Source organism: Vibrio sp. ZF 223, assembly GCF_003050585.1.
In the GTDB taxonomy this organism is placed as follows: domain Bacteria; phylum Pseudomonadota; class Gammaproteobacteria; order Enterobacterales; family Vibrionaceae; genus Vibrio; species Vibrio crassostreae.
Genome location: NZ_PIGB01000015.1, coordinates 67,562 through 85,976 on the forward strand (window position 1 = coordinate 67,562; position 18,415 = coordinate 85,976).

The 18,415-nt window shown below is 45.1% G+C and carries 15 protein-coding genes, 5 tRNA genes and 1 pseudogene; 20 read left to right on the top strand and 1 reads right to left on the bottom strand.

Annotated elements, in window-relative coordinates:
* From eno to rpoS, 9 genes are all read left to right on the top strand, one after another.
* Window positions 1–1,299: a phosphopyruvate hydratase gene (eno, locus tag CWO13_RS21845; RefSeq protein ID WP_017059033.1), complete on the top strand. Its 1,299-nt coding sequence runs from the start codon at window positions 1–3 to the stop codon at window positions 1,297–1,299.
* A 410-nt stretch (window positions 1,300–1,709) separates the two neighbouring features.
* A complete protein-coding gene (gene ftsB, locus CWO13_RS21850; protein WP_010435786.1) occupies window positions 1,710–1,991 on the top strand; it encodes a cell division protein FtsB in 282 nt (93 codons plus the stop codon).
* A complete protein-coding gene (ispD, locus tag CWO13_RS21855) occupies window positions 1,991–2,692 on the top strand; it encodes a 2-C-methyl-D-erythritol 4-phosphate cytidylyltransferase (protein WP_107899450.1) in 702 nt (233 codons plus the stop codon). The genes ftsB and ispD overlap by 1 nt, the downstream gene beginning before the upstream one ends.
* A 2-nt stretch (window positions 2,693–2,694) precedes the next feature.
* Window positions 2,695–3,174: a 2-C-methyl-D-erythritol 2,4-cyclodiphosphate synthase gene (ispF, locus tag CWO13_RS21860; protein WP_004739053.1), complete on the top strand. Its 480-nt coding sequence runs from the start codon at window positions 2,695–2,697 to the stop codon at window positions 3,172–3,174.
* A gap of 22 nt (window positions 3,175–3,196) precedes the next feature.
* Window positions 3,197–4,243: a tRNA pseudouridine(13) synthase TruD gene (gene truD / locus CWO13_RS21865; RefSeq protein ID WP_108020969.1), complete on the top strand. Its 1,047-nt coding sequence runs from the start codon at window positions 3,197–3,199 to the stop codon at window positions 4,241–4,243.
* 77 nt (window positions 4,244–4,320) lie between these two features.
* Window positions 4,321–5,064: a 5'/3'-nucleotidase SurE gene (surE, locus tag CWO13_RS21870; protein WP_048659389.1), complete on the top strand. Its 744-nt coding sequence runs from the start codon at window positions 4,321–4,323 to the stop codon at window positions 5,062–5,064.
* Window positions 5,065–5,691 carry a protein-L-isoaspartate(D-aspartate) O-methyltransferase gene (locus CWO13_RS21875; protein ID WP_019826319.1) on the top strand — a complete coding sequence of 209 codons (627 nt, stop codon included), beginning with the start codon at window positions 5,065–5,067 and terminating at the stop codon, window positions 5,689–5,691.
* A 35-nt stretch (window positions 5,692–5,726) separates the two neighbouring features.
* Entirely contained in the window at window positions 5,727–6,641 is a 915-nt protein-coding gene (gene nlpD, locus CWO13_RS21880) for a murein hydrolase activator NlpD (RefSeq protein WP_048659388.1), read from the top strand.
* A gap of 98 nt (window positions 6,642–6,739) precedes the next feature.
* On the top strand, window positions 6,740–7,720 hold the full coding sequence (gene rpoS, locus CWO13_RS21885; protein WP_017059027.1) for an RNA polymerase sigma factor RpoS: 981 nt from the start codon (window positions 6,740–6,742) through the stop codon (window positions 7,718–7,720).
* A gap of 133 nt (window positions 7,721–7,853) precedes the next feature.
* Here the strand turns inward: rpoS and mutS are convergent, their stop codons facing one another.
* Window positions 7,854–10,415 (bottom strand): DNA mismatch repair protein MutS, encoded by a 2,562-nt coding sequence (gene mutS / locus CWO13_RS21890; protein WP_108020970.1) that lies wholly within the window; start codon window positions 10,413–10,415, stop codon window positions 7,854–7,856.
* 124 nt (window positions 10,416–10,539) lie between these two features.
* On the opposite strand from mutS, the gene pncC reads away from it, so the two are divergent.
* The 11 genes and pseudogenes from pncC to CWO13_RS21945 all read left to right on the top strand — a co-directional run.
* On the top strand, window positions 10,540–11,034 hold the full coding sequence (gene pncC, locus CWO13_RS21895) for a nicotinamide-nucleotide amidase (protein WP_102431727.1): 495 nt from the start codon (window positions 10,540–10,542) through the stop codon (window positions 11,032–11,034).
* 139 nt (window positions 11,035–11,173) lie between these two features.
* The gene (gene recA / locus CWO13_RS21900; RefSeq protein WP_017056586.1) at window positions 11,174–12,214 is read left to right on the top strand and encodes a recombinase RecA; all 1,041 of its coding nucleotides are present in this window, start codon (window positions 11,174–11,176) and stop codon (window positions 12,212–12,214) included.
* A gap of 331 nt (window positions 12,215–12,545) precedes the next feature.
* Window positions 12,546–15,128 (top strand): alanine--tRNA ligase, encoded by a 2,583-nt coding sequence (gene alaS / locus CWO13_RS21905; protein WP_048615632.1) that lies wholly within the window; start codon window positions 12,546–12,548, stop codon window positions 15,126–15,128.
* 220 nt (window positions 15,129–15,348) lie between these two features.
* On the top strand, window positions 15,349–16,530 hold the full coding sequence (locus tag CWO13_RS21910; protein WP_080967413.1) for an aspartate kinase: 1,182 nt from the start codon (window positions 15,349–15,351) through the stop codon (window positions 16,528–16,530).
* 92 nt (window positions 16,531–16,622) lie between these two features.
* The gene (csrA, locus tag CWO13_RS21915) at window positions 16,623–16,820 is read left to right on the top strand and encodes a carbon storage regulator CsrA (RefSeq protein WP_004415691.1); all 198 of its coding nucleotides are present in this window, start codon (window positions 16,623–16,625) and stop codon (window positions 16,818–16,820) included.
* Window positions 16,821–17,294: 474 nt separating this feature from the next.
* A tRNA-Ser gene (locus CWO13_RS21920) sits at window positions 17,295–17,387 on the top strand.
* A 77-nt stretch (window positions 17,388–17,464) separates the two neighbouring features.
* Window positions 17,465–17,541 (top strand) — tRNA-Arg (locus tag CWO13_RS21925).
* A 58-nt stretch (window positions 17,542–17,599) separates the two neighbouring features.
* Window positions 17,600–17,676: transfer RNA gene (locus tag CWO13_RS21930), tRNA-Arg, on the top strand.
* A 57-nt stretch (window positions 17,677–17,733) separates the two neighbouring features.
* Window positions 17,734–17,810 (top strand) — tRNA-Arg (locus CWO13_RS21935).
* Window positions 17,811–17,891: 81 nt separating this feature from the next.
* Window positions 17,892–17,968, top strand: a tRNA-Arg gene (locus CWO13_RS21940).
* 354 nt (window positions 17,969–18,322) lie between these two features.
* Window positions 18,323–18,415: pseudogene (locus CWO13_RS21945) on the top strand (oxaloacetate decarboxylase subunit gamma); the annotation flags it as partial.

The following is an 18,415-nucleotide window of genomic DNA, read 5'->3' on the forward strand; positions in this document are numbered from 1 at the left end:
ATGTCTAAGATCGTTAAAGTTCTAGGTCGTGAAATCATCGATTCACGTGGTAACCCAACTGTAGAAGCTGAAGTACACCTAGAAGGCGGTTTCGTAGGTATGGCTGCTGCTCCATCTGGCGCATCTACTGGTTCTCGCGAAGCTCTTGAGCTACGTGACGGCGACAAATCACGTTTCCTAGGTAAAGGTGTTCTTAAAGCTATTGAAGCTGTAAACGGCCCAATCGCTGAAGCTCTAGTTGGTACTGACGCTAAAGCACAAGCTGACGTTGACCAAATCATGCTTGACCTAGACGGTACTGATAACAAGTCTAAGTTCGGCGCGAACGCTATCCTAGCTGTATCTCTAGCTAACGCAAAAGCTGCTGCTGCTGCGAAAGGCATGCCTCTATACGAGCACATCGCTGAGCTAAACGGTACTGCTGGTCAGTTCTCTATGCCTCTACCAATGATGAACATCATCAACGGTGGTGAGCACGCAGATAACAACGTTGACATCCAAGAGTTCATGATCCAACCAGTTGGCGCTAAAACTCTTAAAGAAGGTCTACGTATCGGCGCTGAAGTATTCCACAACCTAGCTAAAGTTCTTAAGTCTAAAGGCTACAGCACTGCAGTTGGTGATGAAGGTGGTTTCGCTCCTAACCTTAAGTCTAACGCTGAAGCTCTAGAAGTTATCGCAGAAGCTGTTGCAGCTGCTGGTTACGAACTAGGTAAAGACGTTACTCTTGCTATGGACTGTGCAGCATCTGAGTTCTTCGACAAAGAAGCTGGCATCTACAACATGAAGGGCGAAGGTAAAACTTTCACTTCTGAAGAGTTCAACCACTACCTAGCTGAGCTAGCGAACAACTTCCCAATCGTTTCTATCGAAGACGGTCTTGACGAGTCAGATTGGGATGGCTTCAAGCACCAAACTGAACTTCTAGGCGACAAGCTTCAAATCGTTGGTGACGATCTGTTCGTTACAAACACTAAGATTCTTGCTGAAGGTATCGAGAAAGGCGTAGCTAACTCTATCCTTATCAAGTTCAACCAAATCGGTTCTCTAACAGAGACTCTAGCTGCTATCAAGATGGCTAAAGACGCTGGCTACACTGCAGTAATCTCTCACCGTTCTGGCGAAACTGAAGATGCAACTATCGCTGATCTAGCGGTAGGTACAGCTGCAGGTCAAATCAAAACTGGTTCTATGAGCCGTTCTGACCGTGTTGCTAAGTACAACCAACTTATCCGTATCGAAGAAGCTCTAGGTTCTAAAGCTCCTTACAACGGTCTTAAAGAAGTTAAAGGTCAATAATTCGTCCTATTTGGCACTGTAGCTGCGTTAACTGCAGAAGATTCACTAAGTCACATAGGAAACTATGCTCCATAGCTGAATCTTCTTTGTTGCCTTGCTACAGCACCAACTAGTTAGAATTATGCACTAATGCTTTTAAATGCCTCGCTTATGCGGGGCATTTTTTTGTCTGCAAAAAGGTGAAGAAAAGAAGCTCTAGGTTATATAGCTTTCTTTTTGATACCGAAAGTTCGTCATTCCCTAGACTGACGAAGGAAGGAGTAGGGAATCTCATTGTTGTCCTTACCTATCCCGACAATAATTCCCCGACTTATTGATTCCCTGACACCACATATCTCGCACCAATAAGCTCATTATGGTATATATGTGCCTTATTCTAGTTCCTTCTTTTTCAACCGGCGAAAGGTGTTATGCGAATTTTTGCTTTAGTACTGCTCATAGTGTTTGGCTGGCTACAACACACACTGTGGCTCGGTAAAAATGGTATTTCTGATTACTACGGTGTGAACAACGAAATCCAAGTTCAACAGCAAGTGAATGAAAAGCTGCATATTCGAAATGCAGAAATGTTTGCTGAAATTGACGATCTACGCCAAGGCTTAGACGCGATAGAAGAACGCGCACGTCATGAGCTTGGAATGGTCAAAGAAGGCGAAACGTTTTATCGCATCATTGGTGAGGAATCCCATTAATGTCGACTCAACTTCAAAGCGTGATTGCTGTTGTACCTGCAGCGGGCGTCGGTAGCCGAATGAAGGCAGACCGCCCTAAGCAATACCTCGAGATTCACGGCAAAACAATTTTAGAGCACACCGTTGAGAAATTACTGTCTCACCCTCAAGTCGCTCAAATTGTCGTTGCGATCAGTGATGATGACCCATACTACCCTGAGCTAGCACTCAACCAGAATCCACAAGTGATCAGAGTGTCAGGCGGAAGCGAGAGAGCAGACTCTGTACTCTCTGCGCTAAACTATATCGCTGAGCAGCAGCTTAGTGATTGGGTAATGGTTCACGATGCGGCAAGGCCGTGTGTTCAGCTAAGTGATATCGACAAGCTAATTTCCGGCGCGATGAGCCATGATGTCGGGGCTATTTTAGCGGCTCCAGTTCGTGACACGATGAAGCGAGGTGCTCAAGGGCAGATCGAGCATACCGTTGAGCGAGCGGATTTATGGCATGCACTTACGCCGCAAATGTTCAGAGCAAAGCCTCTGTGGAAGGCATTAAGTGAGGCGTTGCAACATGGCGCTTCAATTACTGATGAAGCTTCAGCCTTTGAATGGAAAGGTTTATCGCCGGCTTTAGTGGCTGGGCGCTCAGATAATTTTAAGATTACTCAGCCTGAAGATTTAGCGCTTGCTGAGTTCTATTTAAGTCAGAATAAGGAATAATGATGATTCGTATTGGCCATGGCTTTGATGTACATAAGTTTGGTGGTGAAGGTCCGGTAATTATTGGTGGTGTGAGCATCCCTTACGAACAAGGTCTTATCGCACATTCAGATGGTGACGTTGCCCTTCATGCTTTGTGTGACGCTCTGTTAGGTGCGATCGCAGCGGGCGATATTGGTCGTCATTTCCCTGATACTGATGACGAATGGAAAGGCGCGGATAGCCGTGAACTACTGAAAGATGTTTACCGTCGAGTAAAAGAACAAGGTTACGTGATTGGTAATGCCGATATTACTATCATGGCGCAAGCTCCAAAGATGGCCCCTCATATAGACTCTATGTGCCAAGCTATTGCTCAAGACCTAGAAACCAGCATTAGCAATGTGAATGTAAAAGCGACGACTACTGAGCGTTTAGGTTTTACTGGTCGCAAAGAGGGCATCGCATGTGAAGCGGTGGTCCTAATAACTAAAAGTGCGTAAGCACCAACACGAAAAGAACAGCATGTCAGATATTTTATCTTCATTGGCTTATCTAAACGGTAAACCAACTGCGAAAGCAAAACTAAAAGCAAAAGCCGAACACTTTGTCGTTAATGAAGACTTGGGTTTTGAGTTTACTGGTGAAGGCGAGCACCTAATGGTTCGTATTCGTAAAACTGGTGAAAACACGAGTTTCGTAGCAAACGAGCTGGCTAAAGCTTGCGGTGTTAAGTCGAAAGACGTGAGCTGGGCGGGTTTGAAAGACCGTCACGCTGTGACAGAGCAGTGGTTGAGCGTCCACCTACCGAAAGGTGAGCCTGACTTTTCAGCGTTCTTAGCACAATACCCAAGTATTGAAATCCTAGCGACAGCACGTCATAACAAAAAGTTACGTCCGGGCGATTTAGTTGGCAACCAATTTGAGTTGACCTTGTCTGAAGTAACGGATTGTGAAGATGTGGTAAAGCGTTTGGAAAAAGTCGCTCAAGTGGGCGTGCCAAACTACTTTGGTACTCAGCGTTTTGGTAATGAAGGTAACAACCTATCTGAAGCTCGTCGTTGGGGCCGCGATAACGTTCGTACTCGTAACCAGAATAAACGCAGCTTGTATCTTTCTGCGGCTCGCTCGTGGATTTACAACTTGATCCTTTCAGACCGTATTGAGCAAGATGTGTTTGCATCGGCATTGGTTGGCGATATCGTAGTGAAAGACGGTGCTCAACTAACGGTAACGGCTGAAAACCTTGAAGCTGTAAAGCAAGATATCGCGAATGGTACTGCATTGGTGACTGTGGCTTTGGCCGGAGATAACGCTTTGCCAACAACAGATGAGTCTCAAGCTTTAGAGCAGAAACACCTTGATGCTGAACCGGATTTGATGGCTCTAATTCGTGGTAATCGCATGCGTCATGACCGCCGTGAAGCGTCACTGAAACCTACTGATCTAACGTGGGAAGTGAGTGAAGATAATGTCACTCTGAAGTTCTCTCTTGATGCAGGCTGCTTTGCGACGGCTATCGTTCGTGAATTGGTTGAAGAAGTACACGTAGAGAGAAGCTACGAGCAGTAATGATTCTGCTTGGCACTAAGTGACTTAATATTGGAATTTAAGTCACTTAGCACTGGAATATGAAGAAAGGATACAGAATGAAGATTTTACTCAGCAACGATGATGGTGTGCATGCTCAAGGTATTCATGAGCTAGCAGATGAACTACGTGATCTTGCTGAAGTTATCATTGTGGCACCTGACCGTAATCGTTCAGGCGCTTCAAATTCATTAACTTTAGAACAGCCTTTACGCGTTCAAGAGATTGCTGAAAATACCTATTCGGTACAAGGAACACCGACCGACTGTGTGCATTTTGCGTTAAACGAACTGCTAAAGAATGACATGCCTAATCTGGTATTAACGGGCATTAATCACGGTGCTAACCTTGGTGATGACGTGCTTTATTCAGGTACGGTAGCAGCAGCAATGGAAGGGCACTTTCTAGGCGTTCAATCGGTGGCGTTTTCGTTGGTGGGTAAAAAACATTTTAAGACAGCGGCAGCGATTGCTCGTCGTATTGTCGAACAACATTTAGCAAACCCAATCCCGACCAATCGCTTATTGAACGTGAACGTTCCTGATTTAGCCTTAGAACAACTGTCTGGTACTCAGGTGACACGCTTAGGTGCTCGTCATCACTCTGAAGATATGATTAAGCAAAAGGACCCTCGTGGTCACGATATCTATTGGCTCGGCCCTCCGGGCAAAGAGCAAGATGCCGGCGAAGGTACCGATTTTTACGCAATCGAGCATGGCTTTATATCGGTAACACCGTTACAAGTTGATCTAACGGCACACGAGTCGTTAGGTGCGATGACAACATGGTTAGGGGAGAAGTAAGTGAGCAATCCACAAGCCGAGCGCTTAATTACTTTTCTGATTGAAAACGGCATCCGAGATCAAAAGGTTCTTGATGCTATTTATCAACTGCCGAGAGAGAGCTTTTTATCACAGGCGATGTACCATCAAGCTTATGACAATAATGCGCTGCCGATCGGACAGGGTCAGACAATCTCCCAACCATACATTGTTGCCAAAATGACAGAGCTGCTTGAGTTACAACAAGATAGCCGCGTTTTGGAGATCGGAACGGGTTCAGGCTACCAAACCGCGGTATTGGCTCAGCTTGTTGATCATGTCTATTCGGTTGAAAGAATAAAGTCGCTACAATGGGATGCTAAACGCAGGTTGAAGCAACTCGATTTCTACAATATTTCAACTAAGCACGGTGATGGTTGGCAAGGGTGGTCTTCAAAGGCGCCTTTTGATGCGATTATTGTTACCGCTGCTGCAGAGTCGATTCCTCAAGCGCTTCTGCAACAGCTGAAAGATGGCGGTCGTTTACTGATTCCTGTTGGGGATGATGAACAACAACTGTTGAAGATCGTTCGTCACGGCGATGAATTTTTGTCGAGTGTTATCGAAATGGTGAGATTTGTACCTCTTGTTCCTGGTGAACTAGCTTAATAACAAGACTAATGGTGTAGGTGGATAGAGAGTCGATGCGTTCGAAGTTGTTTAAAGGAAGTACTTTACTGCTTAGCTGTGCCCTTGTTGGGTGTGCAGCGAATTCGCCTGCGCCGGTTTCAAGCCTTAACAAGAATTACTCATCGATTGATCGTGGTAGTTATCGCGGTAGTTACTATGAAGTGAAAAAAGGCGATACGCTTTATTTCATCGCTTATGTGACCAATAAAGACGTCAATGACCTCGTTAGCTACAACAAATTGTCTGCGCCTTATACTATTCACCCAGGGCAGAAGCTTAAGTTGTGGCGTCCTAGTTACAATGCGCCAGCGTATGGTAAGTCAACGGTAGCGGTAGCAGCTGTTGCTGCGCCTGTCGCGGCATCGACAACGTCATCTGCGGCAAATAAACCTAAATCCACATCGCAATCGAGCAAAAACTCTAAACCAGCTCCAGCTCAAACTACCACCAAAGTGGCGAAAAAAGATCCACCAAAGAAGGTTGAACAATCCAAATCAAAGGAGTATGTTGGTTCTAAAGGTAAACAGAATGTTACACCGTCCACCAAACCAACAAGTGATAAAGTATCCAAATGGTTATGGCCAACTAAAGGGAGAGTAATCAAGAATTTCTCTGTAGGCGAACAAGGAAATAAAGGCATAGACATAGCAGGACAGCGAGGTCAGCCAATAGTATCTACTGCAGGGGGAACGGTTGTTTATTCGGGTAATGCACTGCGAGGCTACGGCAATCTAGTGATTGTGAAGCACAATGATAATTACTTAAGTGCATACGCGCATAACGACCGACTATTAGTATCTGAAGGGCAAAGTGTGAAACCAGGGCAGAAGATTGCAACAATGGGAAGCTCTGGAGCCAGCAGTGTTAGGCTGCACTTTGAGATTCGTTACCAAGGTAAATCAGTTAATCCAAAACGATATTTGCCTTAAATACAATATGAACGATTAACGTATTGTATTGAGTGACATAGTCATTTAGCGACATATGAAGTTGTAATGTCATGCTAATTTCGCCAGGGGGAGGCGTTATGAGTATAAGCAATGCAGTAACCAAAGAAGAGTTCGATCTTGACCAAGCAACCACGGAACCGGAAGCTCTTGGAAAAGCAAAACGAACAGTCACTAAGAAAACCGAAGCGAAAGAAGAAGTTGAAGTTACGTCTAAAAGCTTAGATGCCACTCAACTGTATCTAGGCGAAATCGGTTTCTCACCACTACTAACCGCAGAAGAAGAAGTGCTTTACGCACGTCGAGCTCTACGCGGTGATGAAGCAGCACGTAAACGCATGATCGAAAGTAACCTGCGTTTGGTGGTAAAAATTTCTCGTCGTTATAGCAACCGTGGTTTGGCACTTCTCGATCTAATCGAAGAAGGCAACCTAGGTTTGATTCGCGCCGTAGAGAAATTTGACCCAGAGCGAGGCTTCCGCTTTTCAACTTACGCAACATGGTGGATTCGTCAAACCATTGAACGTGCGTTGATGAATCAGACTCGCACTATCCGTTTGCCAATCCATGTTGTGAAAGAGCTGAACATCTACCTACGTACTGCAAGAGAACTATCACAAAAGCTTGACCACGAACCAACAGCTGAAGAGATCGCTTCTAAGCTAGATAAGCCGGTTGGTGATGTGAGCAAGATGCTTCGTCTAAACGAAAGAGTGAGTTCTGTAGATACGCCAATTGGTGGTGACGGTGAGAAAGCACTGTTGGATATTATTCCAGACATCAACAATTCAGATCCTGAGGTTTCAACTCAAGATAGCGATATCAAGAACTCACTGATCTTCTGGCTTGATGAACTGAATCCTAAGCAGAAAGAGGTACTTGCACGTCGATTTGGACTACTGGGTTATGAACCGTCAACGCTAGAAGAAGTTGGTCGTGAAATCAGCCTGACTCGTGAGCGAGTTCGTCAAATCCAAGTTGAAGGTCTTCGTCGTCTACGTGAGATTTTGATCAAGCAAGGTCTGAACATGGAAAACCTGTTCAACGTTGAAAACGACTAAACGATATTCCACGATATCGAAATAAAAAAACGCTGACCTAATGTCAGCGTTTTTTAGTTTTAGCTTCTGGTTTAATTTTGACTTCAGCTAGAAACCACAGCGCTTGGCTATTTAAACTAGAGTGCTTCTTAAGTTAGAGTAGCTTCTTCAAGCGGTAGAGCTCTTCTAATGCTTGGCGAGGGGTTAGATCATCAGGATCAACATTCGCTAGTGCTTGCTCCACCTCACTCGGTTCAGGGATCAGGCTAAGTTGGTTCGCGATATCAACACCACTTGGCTTCGATGTTGGCGACTCCATACTTAACGCTTCTAACTGAGTCAGCTTCGCTCGAGCATTCTTGATCACGGCTTTCGGTACGCCAGCTAAACCTGCAACCGCTAGACCGTAAGATTTACTTGCTGCACCTTCTTGAACCGCGTGCATAAAGGCAATGCTGTCACCATGCTCAACCGCATCTAAGTGTACGTTTGCTAAAGTTGGAAGTTGGTTAGGCAGTTCAGTTAGCTCAAAGTAGTGCGTTGCAAACAGTGTCATCGCATTGATTTGATTGGCTAGCCACTCTGCACTTGCCCAAGCCAGAGACAGACCATCGTAAGTACTGGTACCACGACCGATTTCATCCATTAGCACAAGGCTATTTGGTGTCGCGTTGTGCAGAATATTTGCGGTCTCTGTCATCTCAACCATGAAAGTTGAACGACCAGAAGCCAAATCATCGGATGCGCCAATACGCGTAAAGATACGGTCGATAGAGCCGATGGTTGCGCTTTCTGCAGGTACATAACAACCGATATGAGCCATCAATGCGATGAGTGCCGTTTGGCGCATGTAGGTCGATTTACCACCCATATTTGGACCTGTGATGATCAGCATCTTACGTTGATCATTCAGGTCGATAGGGTTAGCAATGAAAGGTTCGTCCATCACTTGTTCTACTACTGGGTGACGACCTGCTTGGATCTGTACACCCGCGGCTTCTGTCATGGTTGGACGACAGTAATCAAGAGTATCTGCGCGCTCAGCTAAGTTCTGTAGTACATCAAGTTGAGATACTGAAGAAGCGATGTTTTGTAGGCGCTCTAGATATGGCAGTAGCAAATCAAACAACTCTTCCCAAAGCTGTTTCTCGATAGCGAGTGCTTTCGACTTAGAGTTAAGTACTTTGTCTTCGTGTTCTTTCAGCTCAGGAATGATATAGCGCTCAGCGTTCTTCAGCGTTTGGCGACGAACATAATGTGGCGGCACAAGGTGGCTTTGCCCACGGCTCACTTGGATGAAGAAACCGTGTACGTTGTTGTAGCCAACTTTTAGCGTGTCGATACCGTGACGTTCACGTTCTTCTTGCTCAAGCTTATCCAGAAACTCGGTTGCGCCCGCAGCAAGGTCACGCCATTCATCTAGCTCGGCGTTGTAGCCTTCAGCAATCACACCGCCATCGCGGATAACCACGGGTGGGTTCTCTTTGATTGCACGCTCAAGTAGCTCAGAAACCTCATCCACAGGAGAGGCATACTGAGCAAGTTGAGTCAGGTATGGGTGTTTCAGCTGCGTCAGTGTTTCAGCTAGCTCTGGTAAATATTCCATCGCTTGGCGAAGTCGTGCCATATCACGTGGACGAGCAGAACGAAGAGCAAGACGAGCAAGAATACGCTCGATATCACCAATCTGCTTTAAGGTTGGCTGTAGCTCTGTGAATAGAGCCAAATCTTTCATCTCACCAATCGCATCTAAGCGCTGATCGAGTGCAGAGATATTGCGCATTGGTTGATGTAACCAACGCTTAAGCATGCGACTGCCCATCGCAGTTGCGGTGTGATCAAGCACTTCAGCAAGAGTGTTATCTGTGCCACCGCCAAGGTTTTGCGTGATCTCTAGATTGCGGCGAGTCGCAGCATCAAGGATCACTGAGTGATCTTGCTTATCCATCGTCAGTGAACGGATATGAGGAAGGGCTGTACGTTGGGTATCTTTCACGTATTGGATCAAACAACCAGCCGCACATAGACCCAGTTTTGCGCTTTCTACGCCAAAGCCAACCAGATCGCGAGTACCAAATTGTTTATTTAATTGCTGCTTAGCGGTATCTAATTCAAATTCCCATACAGGGCGGCGGCGGTTGCCATTACGGCTTGCCATTAGATTTACAGGTTCGAAATCTTCAGGGAACAGTAGCTCACGTGGTGAGGTTCTCTGCAGTTCTGCGGCCATTGCTTCTTCGGTTTCTGGCTCGCAAAGTTGGAATCGACCGGAGGTAATATCCAGTGTCGCGTAACCAAACTTACCGTTGTGATGGTAGATGGCTGCAATCAGGTTATCAACACGCTCAGAAAGCAATGCCTCATCGGTCACGGTGCCGGGTGTGACGATACGTACAACAGCACGTTCAACAGGGCCTTTTGAAGTTGCTGGATTACCAATCTGTTCACAAATTGCTACGGATTCACCAAGTTGTACTAACTTTGCAAGGTACCCTTCAACGGCATGGTAAGGAACACCCGCCATCGGAATAGGCTCACCATTTGATGAACCGCGTTTAGTCAGTGAAATATCGAGGAGTTGAGAAGCTTTTTTAGCATCATCATAGAAAAGCTCGTAGAAATCGCCCATGCGGTAGAACAGCAGAATTTCTGGGTTTTCTGCTTTCAGTTTTAGGTACTGCTGCATCATGGGAGTATGTTTTTGATCGGCTTTCACAGTTAACTTCTTTCGTTTATTTCTATTGCGGCTTAGGATACGTGAAAGCGTTTCGTGCGAAAAGCGGCTGATGCGAAAAGATGCGAATCCAAATGATATGACAGTAAATAAAGGGAAGCTGATGATGCAGATGACTCAAGACCTTAGTGAACAGCTTGGACATTTACTCGCTAAACACAAACAAGTGTTAGTGACGGCTGAATCTTGCACTGGCGGAGGTGTCGCGACTGCAGTCACTGACATTGCGGGCAGTTCTGGGTGGTTTGATCGCGCTTTTGTTACTTATAGCAATGAAGCCAAGCAAGAGATGATAGGTGTGCAGCTTAAAACCTTGATTGAGTTCGGCGCTGTGAGTGAGCCTGTCGTCATAGAAATGGCGAGCGGGGCATTGCAATACTCAAACGGGACTATCTCTGTATCGATCAGTGGCATTGCCGGGCCAGGTGGCGCGACCGAAGATAAGCCTGTTGGTACAGTATGCTTCGCGTGGAAAGCACTAAATGGCTGGGATAAAGTAGAAACGCATGTATTTACAGGCGACAGATCACAAGTACGCCAACAAGCCACGCACCATGCCCTGCAAGTTATTTATGATTACCTATCAATGGAAGGTAAGTAACATTTGTACAAATTATTTTCATACAGGTATAGACACTGTATGAATCAACAGTATAATGAAAGCCAATTAGTCACCCCTATGTGGGTTAGAAATAGATTCTAGATCGCTTGTTGAGACAACCGATTATGTGGAGATAGAGATGGACGAGAATAAACAAAAAGCGTTAGCCGCAGCCCTTGGTCAGATTGAAAAGCAATTTGGTAAAGGTTCTATCATGCGTCTTGGTGATAACCGCACAATGGACGTAGAAACTATTTCTACTGGTTCTCTATCTCTAGATATCGCACTAGGTGCTGGTGGCCTACCGATGGGGCGTATCGTAGAAGTTTACGGTCCAGAATCATCAGGTAAAACAACGCTAACGCTTGAGCTTATTGCTGCAGCACAGAAAGTCGGCAAGACGTGTGCTTTCGTTGATGCGGAACACGCACTAGACCCTATCTACGCTCAAAAGCTTGGTGTTGATATCGATGCGCTTCTTGTTTCTCAACCAGATACGGGTGAGCAAGCGCTAGAAATCTGTGATGCACTGGCTCGTTCAGGTGCAATCGATGTACTTGTTATTGACTCAGTAGCAGCACTAACACCAAAAGCAGAAATCGAAGGCGAAATGGGCGACAGCCACATGGGTCTTCAGGCTCGTATGCTTTCTCAAGCGATGCGTAAGCTAACTGGTAACCTTAAGCAGTCTAACTGTATGGCTATCTTCATCAACCAAATTCGTATGAAGATTGGTGTGATGTTTGGTAACCCAGAAACAACAACTGGTGGTAACGCTCTTAAGTTCTACGCATCTGTTCGTCTTGATATCCGCCGTACTGGTGCGATCAAAGATGGTGATGAGGTTGTTGGTAACGAAACGCGTATCAAGGTTGTTAAGAACAAGATTGCTGCACCGTTTAAACAAGCTGAAACTCAAATCCTTTACGGTAAAGGCTTCAACCGTGAAGGTGAGCTTATCGACTTAGGTGTTAAGAATAAGCTAGTAGAAAAAGCGGGCGCTTGGTACAGCTACAAGGGCGATAAGATCGGCCAAGGTAAAGCTAACGCTGGTAAATACCTACGTGAAAACCCAGAAGTTGCTCTAGAGATCGATACTAAACTTCGTGAGTTACTACTGACTCCTGCTGTTCTTGAAGAGAAAGACGTAGAGAAAGAAGAAGAAAACGAAGAGCTATAAGCTAACGTTTTATAGAGTAGATGTTTGAAAGAAGCATCCGCTTGAAAGAACTTAAAGCCTCGCATATTTTATGCGGGGCTTTTTTATTGGAGCAGTTCCGTCGAGCATGTATTTGGTCAACTCTCTTTTGTTGACTGAGTTTCTTCGGTACTAGGTCGTCGATTTACTTCTGCTTTTCCACGGCTAGATATAGTGGAATATTCTTCATTTTATCGAATTCCCACTAAAATCCTGCCCAAGGGTGTCTTTTCTACAAGAAAACTAGTCGAAGCCTTAACCATGATCTACAATACGGCAAAATTCTAACTCGACTATTTTCAGGAAGAGCTGCATGTACATGAGCACTGATGAGGTTCGCAACGCGTTCCTTAAGTTCTTTGAGAGCAAAGAACACCAAATCGTAGACAGTTCATCGTTAGTTCCACATAACGATCCAACCCTGCTATTTACTAACGCAGGTATGAACCAATTCAAAGATTGCTTCTTAGGCGCCGAAAAGCGTGCCTACACTCGAGCAACTACGGCTCAGCGTTGTGTACGTGCGGGTGGTAAACACAATGACCTTGAAAACGTAGGTTTCACGGCTCGTCACCACACGTTCTTCGAAATGCTAGGCAACTTCAGCTTTGGCGACTACTTCAAAGAAGAAGCGATTGGCTTTGCTTGGGAATTCCTGACTGAGACTCTTCAACTGCCAAAAGACCGTCTGCTGGTAACGGTATACGAGACAGATGATGAAGCATTCGATATCTGGAACAAAAAAGTAGGTGTTCCTGCTGACCGTATCGTTCGCATTGGCGACAAAGAAGGCGGTAAACAGTTCGAGTCTGATAACTTCTGGACGATGGGTGACACAGGTCCTTGTGGTCCATGTACTGAAATCTTCTACGATCACGGTGAGCACATCTGGGGCGGCCGTCCTGGTACACCTGAAGAAGATGGTGACCGTTTCATCGAGATCTGGAACAACGTATTCATGCAGTTCAACCGTCACGCTGACGGTACAATGGAACCGCTACCTAAGCCTGCTGTAGATACAGGTATGGGTATTGAGCGTATTTCTGCAATCATGCAGGGCGTTCACTCTAACTACGAAATTGATGTATTTCAAAAGCTAATCAAAGCGACAGCGGAAGTTGTGGGTCATGACGATCTATCTAACCAATCGCTACGCGTTATTGCTGACCACATCCGTTCTTGTTCATTCCTAATCGCTGACGGCGTTATGCCTTCAAACGAAGGTCGTGGCTACGTTCTACGTCGTATTATTCGTCGTGCAGTTCGTCACGGTAACAAGCTTGGCGCACAAGGCGTGTTCTTCCACAAACTTGTGGGTGTACTGGCTGAAGTGATGGGCTCTGCGGCAGATGAACTTAAGAAACAGCAAGAGCTTGTTGAAAAAGTACTTCGCATTGAAGAAGAGAATTTTGGTCGTACTCTAGAGCGCGGCATGGTTATTCTTAATGACGCACTAGACGCACTTGAAGGCAAAGAGCTTGACGGCGAAACAGTTTTCAAACTTTACGACACATACGGCTTCCCAGCTGACCTGACTAACGATGTAGCTCGTGAACGCGACTTTACTATCGATGAAGAAGGCTTTGAGAAGGCGATGGAAGCACAGCGTAAGCGTGCTCGTGAAGCTGGCCAATTCGGCACTGATTACAACGCGACGATCAAAGTAGATACGAACACAGAGTTCTGTGGTTACACAGCAACTGAAGGTGCTGGTGAAATCTCTGCGCTATTTGTGGACGGCGAAGAGGTATCTTCACTATCGGCTGGCGACAAAGCAATCATCATCCTTGAAGAGACACCATTCTACGCTGAGTCAGGCGGTCAATGTGGTGATGCTGGTACACTAAAAACAGCGTCGGGTCTTTTCAAAGTACAAGATACTCAGAAGCTAGGTAACGCATTTGCACACCACGGTGAGCTAGTTGAAGGTGTATTTGCTAAGGGCGATAAAGTAGAAGCAACGGTTGATGCTGAGCGTCGTGCTGCTATCTCACTAAATCACTCTGCAACTCACTTACTTCACTCTGCATTGCGCGAAGTTCTAGGTGAGCACGTTGCTCAGAAAGGTTCTTTAGTTAAGCCAGATAACCTACGTTTTGACTTTTCTAACCTTGAAGCGGTAACACCGGCACAGATTAAAGAAGTAGAGCGTTTGGTTAACGCACAAGTTCGTAAGAACCACGTGATTGAAACCAACATCATGGATATCGAGTCAGCGAAAGAAAAAGGTGCAATGGCACTGTTTGGCGAGAAGTACGATGATGAAGTGCGCGTTCTATCTATGGGCGATTTCTCTACTGAGCTTTGTGGTGGTATCCACGCAAGTAACACGGGTGATATCGGCCTATTCAAGATCACCTCTGAAGGTGGTATTGCTGCGGGTATTCGTCGTATTGAAGCGGTAACGGGTGAAGCTGCTCTAGATGCAGTAGAGGCTCAGGCTAACGCTTACGAAGAGAAGCTTGCTGAATCAGCTAAGAAAGCGAAATCTCTAGAGAAAGAAATCCAACTGCTTAAAGAAAAGATGGCTGCTGCAGAAAGCGCAAACATCATGGGCAAAGTAGAAGACATCTCTGGTACTAAAGTTTTGGTTGCTGCAATTGAAGGCGCAGACAACAAGAACCTACGTACTATGGTTGATAACGCTAAAAACCAAGTAGGTAGCGGCATCATCCTGATCGCAAACGTAGCAGACGGTAAAGTTGGCTTGATTGCTGGTGTAACCAAAGACCTAATCGGCAAAGTAAAAGCGGGTGACCTTGTTAAGATGGTTGCTGAGCAAGTTGGCGGTAAAGGTGGCGGTCGTCCAGATATGGCTCAAGCGGGCGGTACTGACGTTGAAGCACTGCCAGAAGCACTTAAATCTGTGCGTACTTGGCTAGAAGAGCGTCTTTAAGCTTAAGTCATTGATACAAAGATGCCCAATCAGTTGATTGGGCATCTTTTATTTTGCCTATTGGAAGCGTGTTTAAACAAGGTTTGATTGAGATTAACCAAGAAGTCTAATGGTGGCGTTAGACTCCTTGGTTAATTTTTTATTGCTTCGCCCTGACGCGGAGTATGTGTTTTTTTGTCATATATAGACATTGGTCTTGGGAAGGTGAGGACGGGTGAAAATGCCTCTTATCGTGCAGAAATTTGGTGGAACGTCGGTGGGTTCAATTGAACGAATCCATCATGTAGCAGAAAAAATCATTGAAGCGAAAAATGAAGGGAACCAGATTGTGGTTGTCGTTTCTGCTATGTCAGGTGAAACAAATCGGTTGGTTAACTTAGCCACACAAGTTGATAGCGTACCAAACGCTAGAGAACTGGATGTGCTGTTAACGGCTGGCGAGCAAGTTTCCATGGCCTTGTTAGCAATGACGTTACACAAGTTAGGTTATGAAGCGACATCGATGACTGGCTATCAAGCCAAGATACACACGGATTCTAATCATAATAATGCAGCGATTGAGCGTATTGATACTGCCCCGATTCAAGCACTGTTAGATGACAACCAGATTGTCATTGTTGCAGGCTTTCAAGGATTCAATGCGAAAGGCGATATCACAACATTAGGTCGCGGTGGTTCAGATACTACAGCGGTAGCGCTTGCGGGTGCCTTACAGGCGAAAGAATGCCAGATCTATACTGATGTAGATGGTGTTTACTCTTGTGATCCTAGAGTCGTGAAGCAATCTCAAAAATTAGATACTTTAGACTTCCCTTCTATGGAAGAGATGGCACGCCGAGGTGCTAAGGTTTTGCATCTTCCGTGTGTTCAGTATGCATGGCAGCACAACGTGCCATTGCGTGTGCTTTCAAGCTTTGAACAAGGTGAGGGCACATTGATCACGGGTAATCAGTGTTTGAATGATATTGCTGGTATCGCTATTCAAAGAGATATGGTGCGTATCGAGTGTTTGAATGAAGATTTACCGTCTTTCATTTCACATTGCCAACTGTTGGGGATCGAAGTCTGTAGTGTGATCGAGGAAACAGAACGGGCAGCGCTCATTATTAAACAAGACATAAGTGCCAAATTAAAACTAGTTTTTGACGAGAAAATCCGTAATAGTGAACAGGTTAGTTTGTTAACTGTGGTAGGAAGCCGAACACAAGAAATTGTGGTCAGTTCACATGGATTGTTGTCTGAAGGCGAAATTGATGTACAGCATCACTTATTGCAGCAGCAGTCTTTAACTTTGGTGATATCACCAACGCAAGTCGATATGGCTGCTAACATATTACACAATGCATACATCGTAGCGCGTGAAACACAGGGTTATCCTAAAAAAGAAGTGCATTTTGGTTAAATAAACTCAATCGATAGTTTACGAAAATATAACTTTTGTTGGATAATGCTCTCGTAGCTAGATAAATTTAGAGATTACTCAAGGAGCAAAGAATGCTAATTTTGACTCGCCGCGTTGGCGAAACACTGATGATTGGTGATGAAGTAACAGTTACTGTACTAGGCGTTAAAGGTAACCAAGTACGTATCGGTGTTAACGCACCTAAAGAAGTATCTGTTCACCGTGAAGAGATCTACATGCGCATTCAAGCTGAAAAAGGTAATGGTAACGTTGCATCTGGCAACTACTAATACTTTTGCGTAGAGAAGAGGCTAGCATTGTTGCTAGCCTTTTTTGATCTTGGGGAATCGAAACACTCATTATGACATAGATGAGTTGGATAACGGATCGGGCTCAAAGTTGTGAAGTGAATGCTTTGTGATGTTGTGAGATACAGACAAGGTTGAACAGAACTGTTGCTCTCTATTTTGTTTGGCAAAACTCAAGATTTATTAGCTTCCCCTATGGCGAAAATACGCATCCCGTAGTATTGTGCCATCAGCGGTAGCACTTGCTGCTGGATAAATTAGATAATTGTTTTCGGCTGTTTATTATTGCCAATCTTTCACCTTAATTTTTAAGGGAAAAAGCGCGATTTGAATCTTATAAGTTCAATTTGCAAGCGCTTTGATTAAATAGCAAACGGTTGAGTGTTTTTGTCCAATTTTTTTCAATAAAGTGTTTGACATATTTTCGGTAAAACGTAATATGTGCCTCCGCAAGACGGTGAGGTGGCCGAGAGGCCGAAGGCGCTCCCCTGCTAAGGGAGTATGTGGTTTGTAGCTGCATCGAGGGTTCGAATCCCTCCCTCACCGCCATTTCTTGCGAGTCTAAAATTAGCAATTTAGACAATGTAAATGTGCGTCCTTAGCTCAGCTGGATAGAGTACCTGGCTGCGCTCTTAGCTCAGCTGGATAGAGTACCTGGCTACGAACCAGGCGGTCGGAGGTTCGAATCCTCCAGAGCGCGCCACTATTTAGGGTTTCTTTTATGAACCCCTGATATCGGTAATACCGATATCGAAAACTGCGCGTCCTTAGCTCAGCTGGATAGAGTACCTGGCTACGAACCAGGCGGTCGGAGGTTCGAATCCTCCAGGACGCGCCACTCTTTAGGGTTTCCTTGTGAACTCCTGATATTGGAAATACTGATATCGAAAACCGTGCGTCCTTAGCTCAGCTGGATAGAGTACCTGGCTACGAACCAGGCGGTCGGAGGTTCGAATCCTCCAGGACGCGCCACTATTTAGGGCTTCTTTCTTATAAGAATGAAATCCTTATATTGATCTGTTGTTAGTAACAATGAATTGATATTAAAACCGTGCGCTCTTAGCTCAGCTGGATAGAGTACCTGGCTACGAACCAGGCGGTCGGAGGTTCGAATCCTCCAGAGCGCGCCACATTATTAGAAAAAGCCTCGTTTATACGAGGCTTTTTTTATGTCTGCTGTAAAATTGTTGCGACAATGTTAAATTTGTTCGTTGTTTAACTTGTTGTATTTAAAGTAGTTCTTGATTGCTTCTTTGTTATTCCACCTTTCTCATATCAATTCCCAGAAAAGCCCCGTTTAAGTCACAGTTTAAATATCTAAAAATGACGTATTTGACAGATTTATGTGATCTGATAGGCGAATAATTAACCTTATGTGTGCGTTATCCGTAACAGAACCTTAAACAAAATTGACAAACTTTTACCAATCGAGATAATCCATAGGTCGGGATCACTATTCGCTGAAATCCTGTACGTATGTCAGGATGACGAAGAAAGGAAGCAACATGACTAATATTGGAAGCCTGCTAGGAGATGCGGCGACTCTAATGATAACGGGGATGTCCGTTGTCTTTATT